General features: G+C 68.1%; 15 protein-coding genes. 8 read left to right on the forward strand and 7 right to left on the reverse strand.

Annotated elements, in window-relative coordinates:
- The first annotated feature begins 126 nt into the window (after nt 1–126).
- Nucleotides 127–1,011 carry an ATP-binding cassette domain-containing protein gene (locus ACESK8_RS05685; RefSeq protein ID WP_372967682.1) on the forward strand — a complete coding sequence of 295 codons (885 nt, stop codon included), beginning with the start codon at nt 127–129 and terminating at the stop codon, nt 1,009–1,011.
- Nucleotides 1,008–1,823 (forward strand): ABC transporter permease, encoded by an 816-nt coding sequence (locus ACESK8_RS05690; RefSeq protein ID WP_372967683.1) that lies wholly within the window; start codon nt 1,008–1,010, stop codon nt 1,821–1,823. Before ACESK8_RS05685 ends, ACESK8_RS05690 begins: the two co-directional genes overlap by 4 nt.
- A gap of 207 nt (nt 1,824–2,030) precedes the next feature.
- Here the strand turns inward: ACESK8_RS05690 and ACESK8_RS05695 are convergent, their stop codons facing one another.
- Nucleotides 2,031–2,447: a helix-turn-helix transcriptional regulator gene (locus tag ACESK8_RS05695; protein WP_060927432.1), complete on the reverse strand. Its 417-nt coding sequence runs from the start codon at nt 2,445–2,447 to the stop codon at nt 2,031–2,033.
- 106 nt (nt 2,448–2,553) lie between these two features.
- Here ACESK8_RS05695 and ACESK8_RS05700 point away from each other — a divergent pair, with 106 nt between their 5' ends.
- Complete coding sequence (locus ACESK8_RS05700) at nt 2,554–3,984, forward strand: TrkH family potassium uptake protein (protein ID WP_372967684.1); 1,431 nt, start codon at nt 2,554–2,556, stop codon at nt 3,982–3,984.
- Nucleotides 3,977–4,648, forward strand: a complete 672-nt coding sequence (locus ACESK8_RS05705; RefSeq protein WP_047520565.1) for a TrkA family potassium uptake protein — start codon at nt 3,977–3,979, stop codon at nt 4,646–4,648. Before ACESK8_RS05700 ends, ACESK8_RS05705 begins: the two co-directional genes overlap by 8 nt.
- Before the next feature lie 19 nt (nt 4,649–4,667).
- On the opposite strand, the gene ACESK8_RS05710 is transcribed toward ACESK8_RS05705, so the two are convergent.
- Together ACESK8_RS05710 and proC are read right to left on the reverse strand one after the other, a co-directional pair.
- Entirely contained in the window at nt 4,668–4,955 is a 288-nt protein-coding gene (locus tag ACESK8_RS05710; protein WP_372967685.1) for a DUF1905 domain-containing protein, read from the reverse strand.
- A 1-nt stretch (nt 4,956) separates the two neighbouring features.
- Entirely contained in the window at nt 4,957–5,796 is an 840-nt protein-coding gene (gene proC, locus ACESK8_RS05715) for a pyrroline-5-carboxylate reductase (RefSeq protein WP_372967686.1), read from the reverse strand.
- 60 nt (nt 5,797–5,856) lie between these two features.
- On the opposite strand from proC, the gene ACESK8_RS05720 reads away from it, so the two are divergent.
- Nucleotides 5,857–6,828 (forward strand): cation diffusion facilitator family transporter, encoded by a 972-nt coding sequence (locus ACESK8_RS05720; RefSeq protein ID WP_060927416.1) that lies wholly within the window; start codon nt 5,857–5,859, stop codon nt 6,826–6,828.
- An 18-nt stretch (nt 6,829–6,846) separates the two neighbouring features.
- On the opposite strand, the gene tadA is transcribed toward ACESK8_RS05720, so the two are convergent.
- Entirely contained in the window at nt 6,847–7,302 is a 456-nt protein-coding gene (tadA, locus tag ACESK8_RS05725) for a tRNA adenosine(34) deaminase TadA (protein WP_372967687.1), read from the reverse strand.
- A gap of 81 nt (nt 7,303–7,383) precedes the next feature.
- Between tadA and upp the strand changes: the two genes are divergently transcribed.
- Nucleotides 7,384–8,016: a uracil phosphoribosyltransferase gene (gene upp / locus ACESK8_RS05730; RefSeq protein WP_372967688.1), complete on the forward strand. Its 633-nt coding sequence runs from the start codon at nt 7,384–7,386 to the stop codon at nt 8,014–8,016.
- Between the two features lie 39 nt (nt 8,017–8,055).
- Here upp and ACESK8_RS05735 read toward each other — a convergent pair whose 3' ends face one another.
- A complete protein-coding gene (locus ACESK8_RS05735; RefSeq protein ID WP_372967689.1) occupies nt 8,056–8,997 on the reverse strand; it encodes a LysR family transcriptional regulator in 942 nt (313 codons plus the stop codon).
- 120 nt (nt 8,998–9,117) lie between these two features.
- On the opposite strand from ACESK8_RS05735, the gene ACESK8_RS05740 reads away from it, so the two are divergent.
- Nucleotides 9,118–10,101, forward strand: a complete 984-nt coding sequence (locus tag ACESK8_RS05740) for a putative oxygenase MesX (protein WP_372967786.1) — start codon at nt 9,118–9,120, stop codon at nt 10,099–10,101.
- 20 nt (nt 10,102–10,121) lie between these two features.
- The gene (locus ACESK8_RS05745; protein ID WP_372967787.1) at nt 10,122–11,159 is read left to right on the forward strand and encodes a methionine synthase; all 1,038 of its coding nucleotides are present in this window, start codon (nt 10,122–10,124) and stop codon (nt 11,157–11,159) included.
- A 39-nt stretch (nt 11,160–11,198) separates the two neighbouring features.
- Here the strand turns inward: ACESK8_RS05745 and ACESK8_RS05750 are convergent, their stop codons facing one another.
- Both ACESK8_RS05750 and ACESK8_RS05755 read right to left on the reverse strand, forming a co-directional pair.
- Entirely contained in the window at nt 11,199–11,966 is a 768-nt protein-coding gene (locus ACESK8_RS05750; RefSeq protein WP_372967690.1) for a hypothetical protein, read from the reverse strand.
- Nucleotides 11,967–11,978: 12 nt separating this feature from the next.
- Complete coding sequence (locus ACESK8_RS05755; protein WP_372967691.1) at nt 11,979–15,452, reverse strand: TM0106 family RecB-like putative nuclease; 3,474 nt, start codon at nt 15,450–15,452, stop codon at nt 11,979–11,981.
- Nucleotides 15,453–15,490 lie beyond the last annotated feature (38 nt).

Genomic DNA, 15,490 nt, shown 5'->3' on the forward strand with positions numbered 1-15,490 from the left:
TGTCCAGTGTACTTCTGTTTACTTTATAAACAGTGTGTTATGGTCATACACAGTTGCGTACGACACACACAGTTTCATGGCTTGACGACGGATCGACCGACCTCGAAAAGGAACACGAAGGGACACATGATGGAGACGGCAATCGAGATACGCGGGCTGCGAAAGGCCTTCGGCACGAAGGTGGTGGTCGACGATCTCGACCTCACGGTCGGGCGCGGCGAGGTCTTCGCGCTGCTCGGGCCCAACGGAGCGGGCAAGACCACGACGGTCAACATCCTCACCACCCTCGTCGCCCCGGACGACGGCGTGGCCAGGGTCCTCGGATACGACACCGGGACCGAGGCGTCGGAGATTCAACGACGCATCAGTCTCACCGGTCAGTCCGCTGCCGTGGACGATGCGCTGACGGGCCTCGAGAACGTCGTCATGTTCGCACGCCTCGCGGGCCTGACCCGGGTCGAGTCCGCACGTCGGGCGGCCGAGCTCCTCGCGCGCTTCGACCTCTCAGACGCGGCGACCAGAGCGGTGCGCACGTATTCGGGAGGGATGCGGCGCAGGCTCGACCTCGCCCTCAGCTTCGTCGTCACACCTGAGGTGCTGTTCCTCGACGAACCCACCACCGGGCTCGACACCCGCAGCAGGCGAGATCTCTGGGACCTGATCCGCACGGTCGCCGCAACCGGCACGACCGTGTTCCTGACCACCCAGTACCTGGAGGAGGCCGACCAGCTCGCCGACCGGATCGCGGTGCTCCACGCAGGCAGGATCGCCGCCCTCGGCACCCCCGCCGAGCTCAAGGCCAGAGTGGGCGGTGACACGGTCGAACTGCACGACGCACAGGGCGAACCGATCCGCGAGATCCCCACCGACGGCACTGTCGCCGATCTGCGACGGGCACTGGACCTGCTCGACGAGGAGGGACTCGACGGCGTCGTGACCCTGCGGCGTCCCACGCTCGACGACGTCTTCCTCGCTGTCACCACCTCACCTCGCGCTCAGGAGATCGCATGAACACCCTCGCAGTCATCCCACCCCTCTCGCCCTCGGCTGCCCAGCCACGGCCCCGCCTCCGGGGTCTGACCGCTGAAGCCGTCTTCGTCGGCCGCAGCCTGCGTCATTCGCTGCGCGACGGCGAATCGCTGCTCATGGCGATCCTCCTGCCGGTGATGCTCATGCTCATGTTCACCTGGGTCTTCGGCGGCGCGATCGACCCCTCGGGCGCCTACGTCGACTACGTGGTGCCGGGGATCATCCTCACGTGCGCGGGCTTCGGCGCGTCCTCGACCGCCGTGTACGTCGCCAACGACATGCGCACCGGCATCATCGACCGCTTCCGGACGATGCCGCTGCGGGCCGGTGCGGTGCTCACCGGCCATGTGGTCGCGAGCCTGCTGCGCAACCTGATCGCGACGACGGTCGTCATCGGCGTCGGGATCCTCGTCGGGTTCCGCCCCGAGGCCTCCTTCGCGCAGTGGGTGGCCCTGGCTGGTCTGATCGCGCTGTACATCCTGGCGATCACCTACCTGTTCGCCGCGATCGGCCTGGCCGCAGGCTCACCGGAGGGAGCGAACGGCTACGGCTTCGTCCTGCTCTTCCTGCCGTATCTCTCGAGTGCCTTCGTCCCGGTCGCGAGCATGCCGGACTGGCTGCAGCCGGTCGCCGCCCATCAGCCGATCACCCCGATCGTCGACACCATCCGAGGCCTCCTCACGGCCGCACCGCTGGACGCCGCGCCATGGGCTGTTGGATGGTGTCTCGCGATCCTCGCCTTCGCCGTGCTCTGGGGAAGCTGGCTCTTCCGCCGGAAGGCCGGGCAGCGCTGACGGATAGACCCGCCGCGCGCCCTCGGACTCAGCGGAGACATAGGACGTATGCCGCAGTTGCCCAGACTGGTCTGGGACGGTGAGCACACGACCCACGATGGCACCATCCGGGTCGCGCGGGCTGGGGTCCGCGGCCTCGCCCCTGACGACTGCCCCCCGAATCGTCAGGGGCGACGTGCATCCGGCAGCGGTGGCAGCGTCCCGGTTTCAGCCGCCGAGCCGCTTGAATGCGTTCGCGACCACGTGCTTGGCTGAGGCCGCCGCCCGTCCGACCACCTCCGCCGCATGCGCGGCGCCGTCCGGCAGCGGGAGCCCCGGGTAGTCGATGTCCGGCGCGTCGTCACCGTAGGCATCCATGAGGAAGGGCACGAGCCAGTCGTCGACGGAGCCGAGCGGCTCGACCTCGAGGCTATAGAAACGACGTTGTCCGTCTTCGCGCACGCTGACGAGCTCCGCCTCGCGCAGCACCTTCAGATGCTTCGAGACCGTCGGCTGGCTGATGCCCAGATCGGCGACGATCTGGCTGACACTCGTGCCGGCATCCCCTTCGGTGGTGCGACGCAGGAGGAGCTGGAGGATGTCTCGCCTCGTACCGTCTGCGATCACGTCGAAGATGTCCGTCATGTGATCAGGGTAGTCGTCCCCGGCACGGAGTACCATGACGAAGGCTCGGCGAACGGCGTCGTGCAGCCGCAGGTGTGCGGCGAGTGGGAGAGCGAAGGGGGACGCGATGTCGGGCATCGTTTCGGCGTCGTCTCCTCGACAGCGGCTCCAGAACGCCGCATCCTGGGGCAAGCACATCATCACGTCGTCGCCCTCGCGCTTCGCGATCGTGATCTTCGCGCTCCTCATCCTGGTCTTCACGGTGCTGCTGTCACTGCCGATCGCGTCGGCGGACCGCACCGTCACTCCCCTGGCCGACGCCCTCTTCACGGCCGTCTCGACCATCTGCGTCACAGGACTGTCGACCGTCGACATGGCGACCCACTGGTCGCCCTTCGGCCATGTGCTGGTCTTCATCGGGGTGAACATCGGTGCTCTGGGTGTCCTCACGCTCGCCTCGCTGATGGGGATGCTGATCTCCAAGCGACTGGGCCTGCGCGCCAAGCTCCTCGCCGCCGGCGACACGAACCCGCTCCGCGCGCACGGAGGCGTGGTCAACGAGAGCCAGACCGTGCGACTGGGCGAGGTCGGTCAGCTCCTGACGACGGTCGCCGTCTCGGCCCTGATCATCGAGGGCGCCCTGGCCGTGCTGCTCTACCCCGCTCTCGTGATGGCCGGTGTCGAGCCGATCGCCGCCCTGTGGGAGGCCCCGTACTTCGCCGCGATGGCGTTCACCAACACCGGTTTCGCCCCGAACGCCGGCGGCGTCGCGGTGTTCGCGGACGACTACCTCGTCCTGACGCTGCTGATGGTCGGCGTGTTCCTCGGGAGCATCGGCTTCCCGGTGATCTACACGCTCGCCAAGCACGTCTGGCACGTCAAGAAGTGGTCGCTGCACACCAAGCTCACCCTCGTCACCACTGTGCTGCTGTTCGTGCTCGGCGCCGCCGTGTTCCTGGTCCTCGAGTACGCCAACCCGAAGACCTTCGGCTCGATGGATGCGGCCGACACCACGTTCCAAGCCTTCTTCCTCTCGGCGATGACCCGCTCCGGCGGCTTCAACGTGATCGAGATGGACGACCTGAACGGCTCGTCCCTGCTCGCCGCGAGCATGCTCATGTTCGTCGGCGGCGGCTCGGCCTCGACGGCCGGCGGCATCAAGGTCACCACCCTGGCCGTGCTCGCGATCGCCGTGTGGTCGGAGGCGAAGGGACGCCAGTCCGTCGAGGCGTTCGGCCGCCGCATCCCCAGCGACGTCCAGCGCGTCGCGCTGAGCGTCGTCGCGTGGGGAGCCACGATCGTGGCGCTCTCGACGATCATCATCGCCCAGATCACGAAGGCCGACATCAGCCATGTGCTCTTCGATGTCATCTCCGCCTTCGCCACCGTGGGTCTGTCCACCGGCCTGACCGCCGAGCTGCCGGACGCCGGCTCCTACGTCCTCGCCGTCACCATCTTCATGGGGCGCGTTGGTACAGTGACTCTCGCCGCGGCGGTCGCCGCGACATCGCGAACGCAGTACTACTCACTGCCCGTGGAAAGGCCGATCGTTGGTTGAAGTCCTCCGGGGCGACGCTCCCGTCCTCGTCATCGGTCTCGGCCGGTTCGGCGCCGCCTGTGCCGGCGAGCTCGACCGCCTCGACCGCGAGGTGCTCGCGATCGACGACAACCTCGAGCTCGTGCAGAAATGGTCGGATCGCGTCACCCACACGGTGCAGGCCGACGCCAAGAACATCGACGCCCTCCGGCAGATCGGCGCCCAGGACTTCCAGGTCGCCGTGGTCGCGGTCGGTTCGTCGATCGAGGCATCCGTCCTCATCACCGCGAACCTCGTCGACCTCAAGGTCCCGCAGATCTGGGCCAAGGCCGTCTCGCAGTCGCACGGCAAGATCCTCGCCCGCGTCGGTGCCAACCACGTCATCTACCCCGAGCGCGAGGCCGGTGAGCGCGTCGCGCACCTCGTCTCCGGCCGGATGCTCGACTTCATCCGCTTCGATGACGACTTCGTGCTCGCCAAGATGTATCCGCCCAAGTTCATCCGCGGCGTCGGCCTCAACGAGTCCGGCGTGCGGAGCAAGTACAAGGTGACGGTCGTCGGCGTGAAGAGCCCTGGCAAGCCGTTCCGCTACGCGGAGGCCAACACGATCGTCACGAACCACGACCTGATCATCGTCTCGGGCACCAACAGCGACATCGAGCGTTTCGCCGCCCTCGATCGCTGAGCTCGCACGCGGGCGGTGCTCAGGCGTCGATGTCGAGGACGATCTCCACGTCGTCGTCCACCCCGATGTCCTCGCGTTCCTGCAGCGCCTTCTTGATCGGGACGATGTAGCCCCCGTCCTTGGGCCAGAGCGCCGTGGTGACCGTGGTGCCGCCGATCGTGACGGATGCCGGGATCATGCCCCACCCGTAGGTGACGACGCCGGCGACCTCACCGATCATCTCGCTCTCGGCCGACGGGACCGTGACGAAATGGAACGGCGCGGGCCCGCGCCAGTACCAGATCTCCCCCGAGAACCGCAGCTGCATGTCAGTCGCCTGCGGCGAGTTCCCGGGCGCGGGCGAGCGCCGCATCCGCCGCTTCCGCGAACGTCCGATCGAGGTGCGCGTCCTGCAGCACGGCGACGGCGCGCTCGGTCGTGCCCTTGGGACTCGTGACCCGACGACGCAGTTCAGACGGCTCCTCCCCGGAGGCGTCGAGCAGGGCGGTGGCGCCGATGAAGGTCTGCTCCACCATCAGCCGCGCATCGGCGACGCTGAATCCCATGCCGACGGCCGCCTTCGTGAGCTCCTCGATGAGGAGGTAGACGTAGGCAGGACCTGAGCCGGAGATCGTGGACAGCGCATCGATCTGCGATTCCGGCACCTCGACCACCGCTCCGACGGTCTGGAACAGGCGGTGCACGAGCGCGACGTCGTCGGGGGTCGCGGCAGCGCCGGCCGCGAGACCGGTCATGCCCTTGCCGACGGTCGACGGGGTGTTCGGCATCGAGCGGATGACGCGGACCTCAGCGCCCAGGTTGTCGGCGAACGTCTGCAGGGTGACGCCGGCCGCGAGGCTGACGACGATCGCGTCGTCAGCCAGTGACGGAGCGATCTCCCGCAGCACATCGGGCACCATCGCGGGCTTGACGCCGACCAGCACGATCCGCGCCTGCGCAGCCGCTTCGGTGTTGCCGTCGGGTGTGTCGGAGAGCGCGATGCTCGTGACGCCCTCGAGTTCGGAGAAGGCAGCCGCCTTCTCGGCGGTGCGGTTGGTCGCCGTGATGCCGCCGTCGACGCGGATACCGGACGCCACCACTCCGCGGAGGATCGCTCCCCCCATGGAACCGGCACCGAGGAACGCGAGGGCGGGAAGAGAATCAGCCATGTCGTCATCCTACGGCGGGCTCTTCCGGTGCCGACGGGCGAGCAGATCTAGACTCGACGCATGAGTGCATCCGGCGGCAGCAAGGCGATCATCGCGGCATTCCTGGCGAACCTGGGCATCGCCCTGGCGAAGTTCCTCGCCTGGGCGCTCTCGGGTTCTGCGTCGATGCTCGCCGAGGCGATCCACTCGGTCGCCGACTCCGGCAACCAGCTCCTCCTGATGCTCGGCGGCCGCAAGGCGAAGCGCGAGGCGGACAGGTCGCACCCCTTCGGTTACGGCCGGGAGCGCTACGTCTACGCGTTCGTCGTGTCGATCATCCTGTTCTCCGTCGGCGGACTCTTCGCGATCTACGAGGCGATCGACAAGCTCACCCACCCGCACGAACTCGACAAGACCTGGTGGTGGCTGCCGATCGTCGTGCTCGTGGTGGCGATCGGGCTCGAGTCGTTCTCGCTGCGCACCGCCGTCAGGGAGAGCAACCTGGTGCGGGACCGCGACCAGTCGTGGGTGTCCTTCGTGCGCCGGGCGAAGGCCCCCGAGCTCCCCGTCGTGCTGCTCGAGGACGTCGGGGCCCTCACCGGACTCACGTTCGCACTGCTCGGCGTCGGACTCACCATCATCACCGGCAACCCGCTCTTCGATGCGCTCGGCACTCTGATGATCGGCATCCTGCTCGTGCTCATCGCCATCGTGCTCGGGGTGGAGACCAAGAGCCTGCTCGTCGGCGAAGGCGCGACCCAGGCCGACCACGACCGGATCGTCGACGCGATCAACGCGGGTGACGAGATCGAGAAGATCATCCACATGAAGACCCTGTACCTGGGCCCTGACGAGCTGATGGTCGCCGCGAAGATCGCGCTCAGCGCCGACAAGCCGCTGCGCGAGGCCGCAGACGACATCGACGCCATCGAAGGTCGCATCCGCGAGGCGCTGCCGATCGCACGCGTGATCTACATCGAGCCGGACGTGTACCGTCCGTCCCTCGACCCCGAGCCCTCGACGGACGTGTTCGTACTCAAGTCCTCGGACTGAGTCGGCGCGGGCCCCGCGTCAGCGACGGCGCTCGAAGAAGTCGCGGAGCAGGGCTCCGGCGGCATCCGCCTCGACGCCCCCGATCACCTCGGCGCGGTACGGCAGTCGTCGATCGCGCAGCACGTCGTACATCGAGCCGGCGGCCCCGGCCTTGTCATCCCAGGCACCGAAGACCACCCGGCTGATCCGCGCCTGCAGGATCGCGCCGGCGCACATGACGCAGGGTTCGAGGGTCACCACGAGCGTGTGCCCCTCGAGGTTCCAGGAGCCGACGGTCGCGGCCGCCGCTCGCAGAGCCGCGATCTCGGCGTGCCCGGTCGGGTCGTGCGTCTCCTCGCGGTCGTTGCGCCCTTCGGCGACGGGCACCCCCTGAGGGTCGAGGACCACGGCACCCACGGGGATCTCCGACGCCTGTGCCGCGTCGACCGCGAGCTCGAGCGCTCGGCGCATCGCGACACGGTCGGAGGGCTTCATGCGTCGAGCCTACGACAGCGGCCGGGGCGTCCTTCCGCAGTCGATGTCGTGCCGAGGCCGTCGGCGCATTAGCCTGTATCCATGCGTATCCACGTCGCCGACCACCCTCTCGTCACTCACAAGCTCTCGGTACTGCGCGACCACCGCACACCGTCGCCGGTCTTCCGCCAGCTGACCGAGGAGCTCGTGACTCTTCTCGCGTACGAGGCGACGCGCAACGTGAAGGTCAGCCCGGTGGAGATCACGACCCCGGTCACCACGACCATGGGCGTGAAGATCTCCGAGCCGCGCCCGATCGTCGTACCGATCCTCCGCGCAGGCCTGGGCATGCTCGAAGGTCTCGTCAAGCTGCTCCCCACGGCGGAGGTCGGCTTCCTCGGCATGGTCCGCGACGAGACCACCTTCGAGCCCACGACGTATGCCGAGCGACTGCCTGACGACCTCAGCGACCGCCAGTGCTTCGCGATCGACCCGATGCTGGCCACCGGCGGCTCTCTGGCCGCCGCCATCCAGTTCCTCTTCGACCGCGGAGCCAAGGACGTCACGGCGATCTGCCTGCTCGGAACCCCCGAGGGACTCGCTGCCATCGAGGCGCTCGTCGGGGATCGCGACGTGACGATCGTGCTCGGTGCACTCGATGAGCGACTCAACGAGAAGGGCTACATCGTGCCCGGCCTCGGTGACGCCGGGGATCGCCTCTACGGCACCGTCTGACGCTCGGGCGCGTGCGCCTCGACGCGCACGCGCGAGGGTCTAGTCGAGCAGCGCCACCCCGAAGCCTGCGACGACGTCGCGCACCTCATCGAGGTACCGCTGCGCCTGCTCCGTGAGCGGGATGGCCGAGCGTCCGATCCAGCCGATCTCGATGTGCTCGTCGACGTCGAGAGGCACCGCCACGATCTCGGGGTCGAGGTCGTCGCTGATGATGCCAGTGGAGATGGTGTAGCCGTCGAGTCCGATCATGAGGTTGAAGATCGTCGCCCGGTCGGAGACCCGGATCTCTCGCGCACTCGACAGGGTCGAGAGGATCTCCTCGGCGAAGTAGAACGAGTTGTTGGCCCCCTGATCGAAGGTGAGCCGCGGCAGACCCGCGAGGTCGTCGAGGGTCGCGCGCTCGCGGGAGGCGAGCGGGTTCCGGCGTGAGATGAAGATGTGCGGCTCGGCGACGAAGAGCGGATGGAAGGCGAGACCGGAGTCCCGCAGCAGCTTGTCCAGCACATTCCGGTTGAAGTCGTTGCGGAAGAGGATGCCGAGCTCGCTGCGGAGCGTCCGCACGTCCTCGATGATGTCCCAGGTGCGGGTCTCCCGGAGCGAGAACTCGTACTCGGCGGCGTGAGAGCGCTTGACCATCCGCACGAAGGCGTCCACTGCGAAGGAGTAGTGCTGCGTCGAGACTCCCAGCAGACGGCGCGACGGCGGCCGGCCCAGATAGCGCTGCTCCAGAAGCTCGGCCTGCTCGACGATCTGCCGGGCGTACCCCAGGAACTCGGTGCCGTCGGTGGTCAGCGTGATCCCTCGGGCCGATCGGGTCAGAAGCGAGCGTCCGACCCGCGTCTCCAGGTCCTTCATGGCCGCCGACATCGTGGGCTGCGCGACGTAGAGCACGTCGGCCGCCGCGGTGATCGATCCCTCCGCCGCCACTTCGATGAAGTACTGGAGCTGCTGCAGCGTGATCCCGCTCGGTCGCCTTGCCATAGGAGAAGGCTATATCAGTTCATAGTGGAGCCGAATTACCCGATGACCTCTCTCTGCCTGCACCATGAGAAGACCGCTTTCCCGAGGCCAGCAGGCCTCCCCCTCCCGGATTGGCCCCTCATGGCGAACGAGATCACGTTCAGCATCACCACCACGCGCTTCGACGAGGACTACGCGCCGTCGGACAGCTCGCGGATCACGACGAACTTCGCCAACCTCGCGCGCGGGGAGCATCGCCGGCAGAACCTCCGCAACGCGCTGGCCATGATCGACCATCGGTTCAACGATCTCGCGCCCGGTCACGACCCCGAGCGGTACACCGTCGAGCTCGACATCGTCTCGGTTCATCTGCGGTTCTCCGACGGTGAGGACCGGGAGTTCCCCGTCCTCGAGATGCTCGACATCCACATCGTCGACCGGGTGACCGGAGAACGCCACCAGGGGATCGTGGGGAACAACTTCTCCTCCTACCTCCGCGACTACGACTTCAGCGTGCTCCTGCCCGCAGCGAACGCGGGCTCGACCGGGTTCACGACTCCCGACGACTTCGGTGTGCTGCACGGCAAGCTCTTCCAGTACTTCCTCGAGTCGGACGCGTACCAGGACCGTTTCTCGACCCTGCCCGTGATCTGCATCAGCGTCTCCACCAGCAGGACATACCGCCGCACGGGGAACCACCACCCCGTGCTCGGCATCGAGTACGTCCAGGACTCGTTCTCGCTCACCGATGAGTACTTCGGGAAGATGGGACTCCAGGTGCGGTACTTCATGCCGCGTGGCAGCGCCGCCCCTCTCGCCTTCTACTTCCGCGGCGACCTGCTGAGCGACTACTCCGACCTGCAGCTCATCGGGACCATCAGCACGATGGAGACGTTCCAGAAGATCTACCGACCCGAGATCTACAACGCGAACGCGCAGGCGGAGAGCGTCTACCGTCCGAGCCTGGCGCACGAGGACTTCCAGCACACCGAGATCACCTACGACCGTGAAGAGCGCAGCCGCCTCGCGGTCACGCAGGGGCGCTTCGCGGACGAGCACTTCGTCACGCCGCACCGGCGCGTGCTGGATCAGTGGGCCGCCTCCTACGCCGCTCCGGTCCGATGACCGGCGGCGCATCCTCGGCCGTGCCGCAGCTCCTCCCCACGTCCATCGTCGGAAGCCTCCCGAAGCCGTCGTGGCTCGCCCGACCCGAAGTGCTGTGGTCCCCCTGGGAGCTGCAGGGCGATGAGCTCGTCGAGGGCAGGCAGGATGCGCTGCGCGCGGCAGTGCACGAGCAGACGCGCCGCGGCATCGACATCGTGAGCGACGGCGAACAGACGCGTCAGCACTTCGTGACCACGTTCATCGAGCACCTCGACGGCGTCGACTTCGAGAATCGTGAGACCGTCCGCATCCGCGACCGCTACGACGCGAGTGTGCCCACGGTCGTGGGCGCCGTCAGCCGTCGCGAGCCCGTCTTCGTGCAGGATGCCGCCTTCTTGCGCGCGCAGACCGATCAGCCGATCAAGTGGGCGCTGCCTGGCCCGATGACGATGATCGACACTCTGTCCGACCGCCACTACCGCAGCCGCGAGAAGCTCGCCTGGGAGTTCGCGACGATCCTCAATCAGGAGGCGCGAGAGCTCGAAGCCGCAGGGGTCGACATCATCCAGTTCGACGAGCCCGCGTTCAACGTGTTCTTCGACGAGATGAAGGACTGGGGCATCGCCGCGCTGGAGCGCGCGGTCGAAGGCCTGCGCGCAGAGACCGCCGTCCACATCTGCTACGGCTACGGGATCAAGGCGAACACCGACTGGAAGGCGACGCTGGGCTCGGAATGGCGGCAGTACGAGGAGTCCTTCCCGCTGCTCCAGCAGTCCTCGATCGATATCGTCTCACTGGAGAGTCATCGCTCACACGTGCCGATGGATCTCATCGAGCTGATCCGCGGCAAGAAGGTGATGCTGGGGGCGATCGATGTCGCGAGCGAGGAGATCGAGACCCCGGACGAGGTCGCGGACACGCTTCGCCGCGCGCTCGAATTCGTGGATGCGGATCTGCTCATCCCGAGCTCGAACTGCGGCATGGCGCCGCTTCCGCGGCGGGTCGCACTCGACAAGCTCAGCGCGCTGTCGGCCGGCGCGCGGATCGTCCGCGCGGAGCTCGGCGACGTCCGCGACTGACCTCGCGCTCCCGCCGCGTGCGATTCGCCGTCGCGCTCCTCACACCGTCAGACGGTAGCCCCGCTCGTCTCCGTAGTGCGTGAAACCGGCCCTCGCCAGGATCGGCGCCGACGTCGCGGTGCGCCCTTTCACCAGCGCGGTGGTCGCCCCGAGTGAGGCGCTCACACGGAGCCTCTCGGCGAGGACAGCGCGGTAGGCGCCTCGCCCGCGCGCGTGTTCGAGGGTGGCCGCGCCCCACAGGCGCGTGAACCCGTCGACGATCGTGCAGCCGCCGGTGCTGACCGCCCGGCCCTCGAGTCGAGCGAGCACTCGGACCTGGGTACCGGCAGCGAGGGCAGCCGTGACCTCCTCGTGCTCCACCCGCAGACCTTCTTCATCGAGCGGGTGCTGCTGCCACACCGGGACGTTGATCGCGTCGACCTCGCGCACCTGCTCGAGGGAGGTGACGATCTCTGCGGTCGGGCCGTGGGGAACGCCGAGGTCTGCGCCCTCGACCGCCCGCGCGAAGACCGCGACCGTGTCGACATGCTCGGCACCGCGGCGCCGCAGCTCCTCTTCGAGGTCGGGCCGGTCGGAGGCGTTCGTCCAGAACCGGAACTCGGTCTCGCCCCATGCTCTCGTCCGCTCGACCGCGCCATCGACGACCGTCGCCGCATCGGCATCCGCGTTCACACGAGAGCCGCGCACTCCCCCTCCGAACCGCTGGGGGTAGCGCACCAGCTGCAGGTCGCCCTCGTCATGGTCGCTGTCTCGCGGAAACCAGACCCACGCCGCCGAGGCACGAAGGATGTCGTCTGTCGTATGCACCAGGGCCTCGTCTCAGTCGGCCGCACCGACGAGGCGGGCGAAGGCGCTCATCCGCGCCACCCCCTCCGGCGTGCGCGGAAGGTCGTCGAGGAGCGCCGGGGAGTGGATCAGATAGGCCGCCACCTGCGCCCTCGAGATCGCGACGTTCAGCCGGTTCTGCAGCAGCAGGAACTCGGGTCCCCGCGGAGCGTCCCGCCCGCTGGACGCGGCGAGCGAGGTGATGGAGACCACGGCCTCCTTGCCCTGGAAGTTGTCGACCGTACCGACGGGCACGTCGGGGAAGCCCGCATCCGCCAGTGCGTCATGCACCGTCTGACGCTGGGCGTTGTACGGCGCGACGACGATGATGTCGCGCTGGGTGAGCGGACGGACGGTCGCCGGCTCGTCGTTGTCGGTGAAGGCACGTCCGACGAGATCCCGCACCAGGGCCACGACCTGCGCCGCCTCTTCCGACGACTGCGTGGCGTTGCCTCGGTGCCGGAGCGGGATGACATGCAGACCCGCGTCGATGCCCTCGATCGATCGCCGCTCCGTGCCCGGCGCAGAGGCGAGCTGCCCCGCATAGGCCAGCCTCGACACGGGAGCCGCGACGAAGGGGTGCATCCGCCATGAGCGCGCGAGGAAGTACCCGTAATCGGGACGCACGACGGCGTCGCCGTCCATGACCCACCCCAGTGCCGACGTGTCGACGGGTTCCGGATGCGCGCCCTGACTCACCTGCGGAAGCTGCTGCGGGTCGCCGAGCAGGAGCAGGCGCCTCGCCCCCGCCGCGACGGCGATGGTCGAGGCGAGCGAGAACTGCCCCGCCTCGTCGACGACGAGGAGGTCGAGGCCCGCTCGGTCCACGCGCGAGGTGTTGCTGAAGTCCCACGCCGTACCGCCGACGACGGCCCCGTGCTCGGCATGCTCGGCGAGGAACGATGCCATGCCGGTCTTGGCCATCACGGTGTACGAGGGATCCGAGGACGGGTCCTTCGGTGCCTTGGCGACCTGCGCTGCGGGCACGCCGTCGGCCACCACGCGTTCGAGCAGGTTCTCGATGATCGCGTGGGACTGCGCGACCACGCCTACCGTGAACCCGTGATCATTCACCAGACGCGCGATCACCTGCGACCCCGTGTAGGTCTTCCCCGTGCCGGGAGGACCCTGGACGGCGAGATAGCTGCGGTCGAGATCGAGCACCGCACGGACGATCGCGTCGATCGTGTCGTCACCCGGCGTGGGGATCGACTCACCCGAGACGGTGCGAGGAGGAACACGGCGAAGGATGTCGGTGGCGGCATCCTGCGGGAACCCCGGCGCGGCCGCATGGACGGTGTCCGCCCATTCGTCGATGGCCCCCTGGAGCGAGACCACCCGCGGCGGGGCCGCCGGCGTCAGAGCGACCGGAAGCGTATCCCAGGTCTGCCCCTGGATGGCGGTCTCGGTGATGAGGTAGCCGTCGTCGAGCACCTCGGCGACAGTGACGCTGTGCGGCACGTGCACGGCCCTCGAAGGGACGTCGGTGTCGAACGGGGCCGGCACCGAGTACAGGGCGAAGGGCTGCGCACCCGCCCCCAGAGTCGTCCCCGGTGAGACCTCGCCGCGGATCTCGACGTCGCGGGACATCACCCGCCGCCCCTCGCCCACGCTCCAGTCACGACGCACCGCCGACGACGCGCTGTCGACCCGCACCACGTCACGCGTCGCATCCCACATCGTGACCGGTTCGCGGAGCCGCTGGAAGTGCGAGACCCAGAAGCTCTTCGCCTCACGAGGGAAGTAGTCGATCGCGGCTGCCGCGATGCGGTGCACCTGGCCGTCCTCCCCCGCTTCCACGGCGCGTTCGGCGTCTGCCAGCAGAGCGACCGAACGCGGCGAGGGCTCGTAGATGACCTCGTCCGCCTCATCCGGTGGGGCGGGACTCACGCCCTCCGCCCGAGCGATCTCGATCAGCCAGTTGCGCAGCCGCCTGGTCGAGACGCAGTCGTAGCGGTTGTAGTCCGCGAGATCGGCGAGGACCGCGTCGGCTTCGGCCTGCTCTCCTGCTGCAGCGAGTTCGCGCGCCGCGACGTACTGCACGATCGAGTCGTCGCCCTTCTGCACGTCGCTGGTGCGGACGTCGGCACCCATGTAGAGCGGTTCGAGCTTCTTGATCGAGTACGAGCGGGACCCCACTCGCACGGTGCGCAGGACGAGCGGATACAGGTCGACGAAGACGCCTTCGCGCAGCAGCCGGTCGACTTCCCCCTCGCGCACGCCGTGCCGCGCGGCCATCGCCACGAGATGCGAGGTCTCATACGGCGCGTAGTGGTAGATGTGCATCCCCGGATGCGTCGATCGGCGGAGCGCGACGAAGTCGAGGAACCGCTCGAACGCCTCGCGCTCGGCGGCGAAGTCGTGCGCCCAGAGTGCGGTGTACTCGTCTTTGTTGTCGACCCAGCCGAACAGGTAGTCGATCCCCCACTGGGATTCGCCGTCCGGCGCGGGCTCGGTGTACAGCGGATCGCCCTCGAAGTCGAAGAAGATGTCGCCGTGGCTGGGCACGGGCAGAGTGTGGATCGCCGCCGCGTAGTGGACGTCGTACGTCGGTGAACCGTCGAGGTCTGCCTGGATCTGAAGTCTCGCCTGCGCTCGCAGGGTCTCGAAGGAGTCGAGGTTCATCCCCTCGGGCGGAGCGGTGGCCTCGGCGAGTGCATCGATCGTCTCGATGCCCGCCGCGCGCAGCCGCGCACGCTGAACCGGACGCATGCGCGCCACCATCAGCAGATCGCGGTGTGCGACGACCTGCTCCTCGCACGTCGCGCATCGTCCGCACGCGACGATCTCGAGGTCGCCCCGGTCGTCGCCCCATGCCAGCGCCGCATCGGCGGACGGGTCCTCGATCCGGCGGTCCGCAATCAGGGCGCGAAGGCGTGCACGCCTGACGTGGAACAGCGGCAGGATGTCGTCCACCGCGTGGGTGCTGAGCGATCTGTCCCCGAGGATCAGGTCGACATCGTCGGAGCGCGGGATTCCGAGCCGATCGAGCTGATCGACATATGCCGCGAGCTGCATGAGCGCGGTGACCCGTGCCTTGCGCGCGAGCTTGGAGTCCTGGACTCGCCATCTGCCGTCTTCGTCGCGCTTGAGGAAGTCGGCGAATCCGACGAACTCGGGCGTCGCGAACGCGGCCTGGAAGACGATCCGCGCATCGGCGCCGGTCAGGGCGTCGACGGTCTCCTGCACGGCCGCGGCCAGCGCTCCGGCATCGACCGACGAGACCTTCTCGATGCGGTGCACCCGTTCGTCGCCGAGCTCGGCGACGTAGCGTGCGAGGACGTTCTGCTCGTGGACGTCGCCGAGCAGCGCTGCTCGCGCGAGAGTGGCGTCCTCAGGCTCCTCGACGGCGGGGACCCGCCCCAGCTTCGCGTCGATCGCTCGGCACCACGCGAACTCGCACTCGGCGGCCGCCTTGAGGTCGCTGGCGCTCCAGATGACGCGCTGCGCCTGAGTGTCGATCCGCACGATGCTCCCGTTCTGTCGGATGCTTCGACACTAGCCGC

This window comes from Microbacterium sp., from assembly GCF_041641055.1.
GTDB lineage: Bacteria > Actinomycetota > Actinomycetes > Actinomycetales > Microbacteriaceae > Microbacterium.

What these genes read in the sequence shown, in the direction of transcription:
- ACESK8_RS05690 (WP_372967683.1), top strand. Translation starts at nt 1,008, where the DNA reads ATGAACACCCTCGCAGTCATCCCACCCCTCTCGCCCTCGGCTGCCCAG.
- ACESK8_RS05695 (WP_060927432.1), bottom strand. Translation starts at nt 2,447, where the DNA reads ATGACGGACATCTTCGACGTGATCGCAGACGGTACGAGGCGAGACATC.
- ACESK8_RS05710 (WP_372967685.1), bottom strand. Translation starts at nt 4,955, where the DNA reads ATGCAGCTGCGGTTCTCGGGGGAGATCTGGTACTGGCGCGGGCCCGCG.
- ACESK8_RS05685 (WP_372967682.1), top strand. Translation starts at nt 127, where the DNA reads ATGATGGAGACGGCAATCGAGATACGCGGGCTGCGAAAGGCCTTCGGC.
- ACESK8_RS05700 (WP_372967684.1), top strand. Translation starts at nt 2,554, where the DNA reads ATGTCGGGCATCGTTTCGGCGTCGTCTCCTCGACAGCGGCTCCAGAAC.
- upp (WP_372967688.1), top strand. Translation starts at nt 7,384, where the DNA reads ATGCGTATCCACGTCGCCGACCACCCTCTCGTCACTCACAAGCTCTCG.
- proC (WP_372967686.1), bottom strand. Translation starts at nt 5,796, where the DNA reads ATGGCTGATTCTCTTCCCGCCCTCGCGTTCCTCGGTGCCGGTTCCATG.
- ACESK8_RS05720 (WP_060927416.1), top strand. Translation starts at nt 5,857, where the DNA reads ATGAGTGCATCCGGCGGCAGCAAGGCGATCATCGCGGCATTCCTGGCG.
- ACESK8_RS05735 (WP_372967689.1), bottom strand. Translation starts at nt 8,997, where the DNA reads ATGGCAAGGCGACCGAGCGGGATCACGCTGCAGCAGCTCCAGTACTTC.
- ACESK8_RS05740 (WP_372967786.1), top strand. Translation starts at nt 9,118, where the DNA reads ATGGCGAACGAGATCACGTTCAGCATCACCACCACGCGCTTCGACGAG.
- tadA (WP_372967687.1), bottom strand. Translation starts at nt 7,302, where the DNA reads ATGAAGCCCTCCGACCGTGTCGCGATGCGCCGAGCGCTCGAGCTCGCG.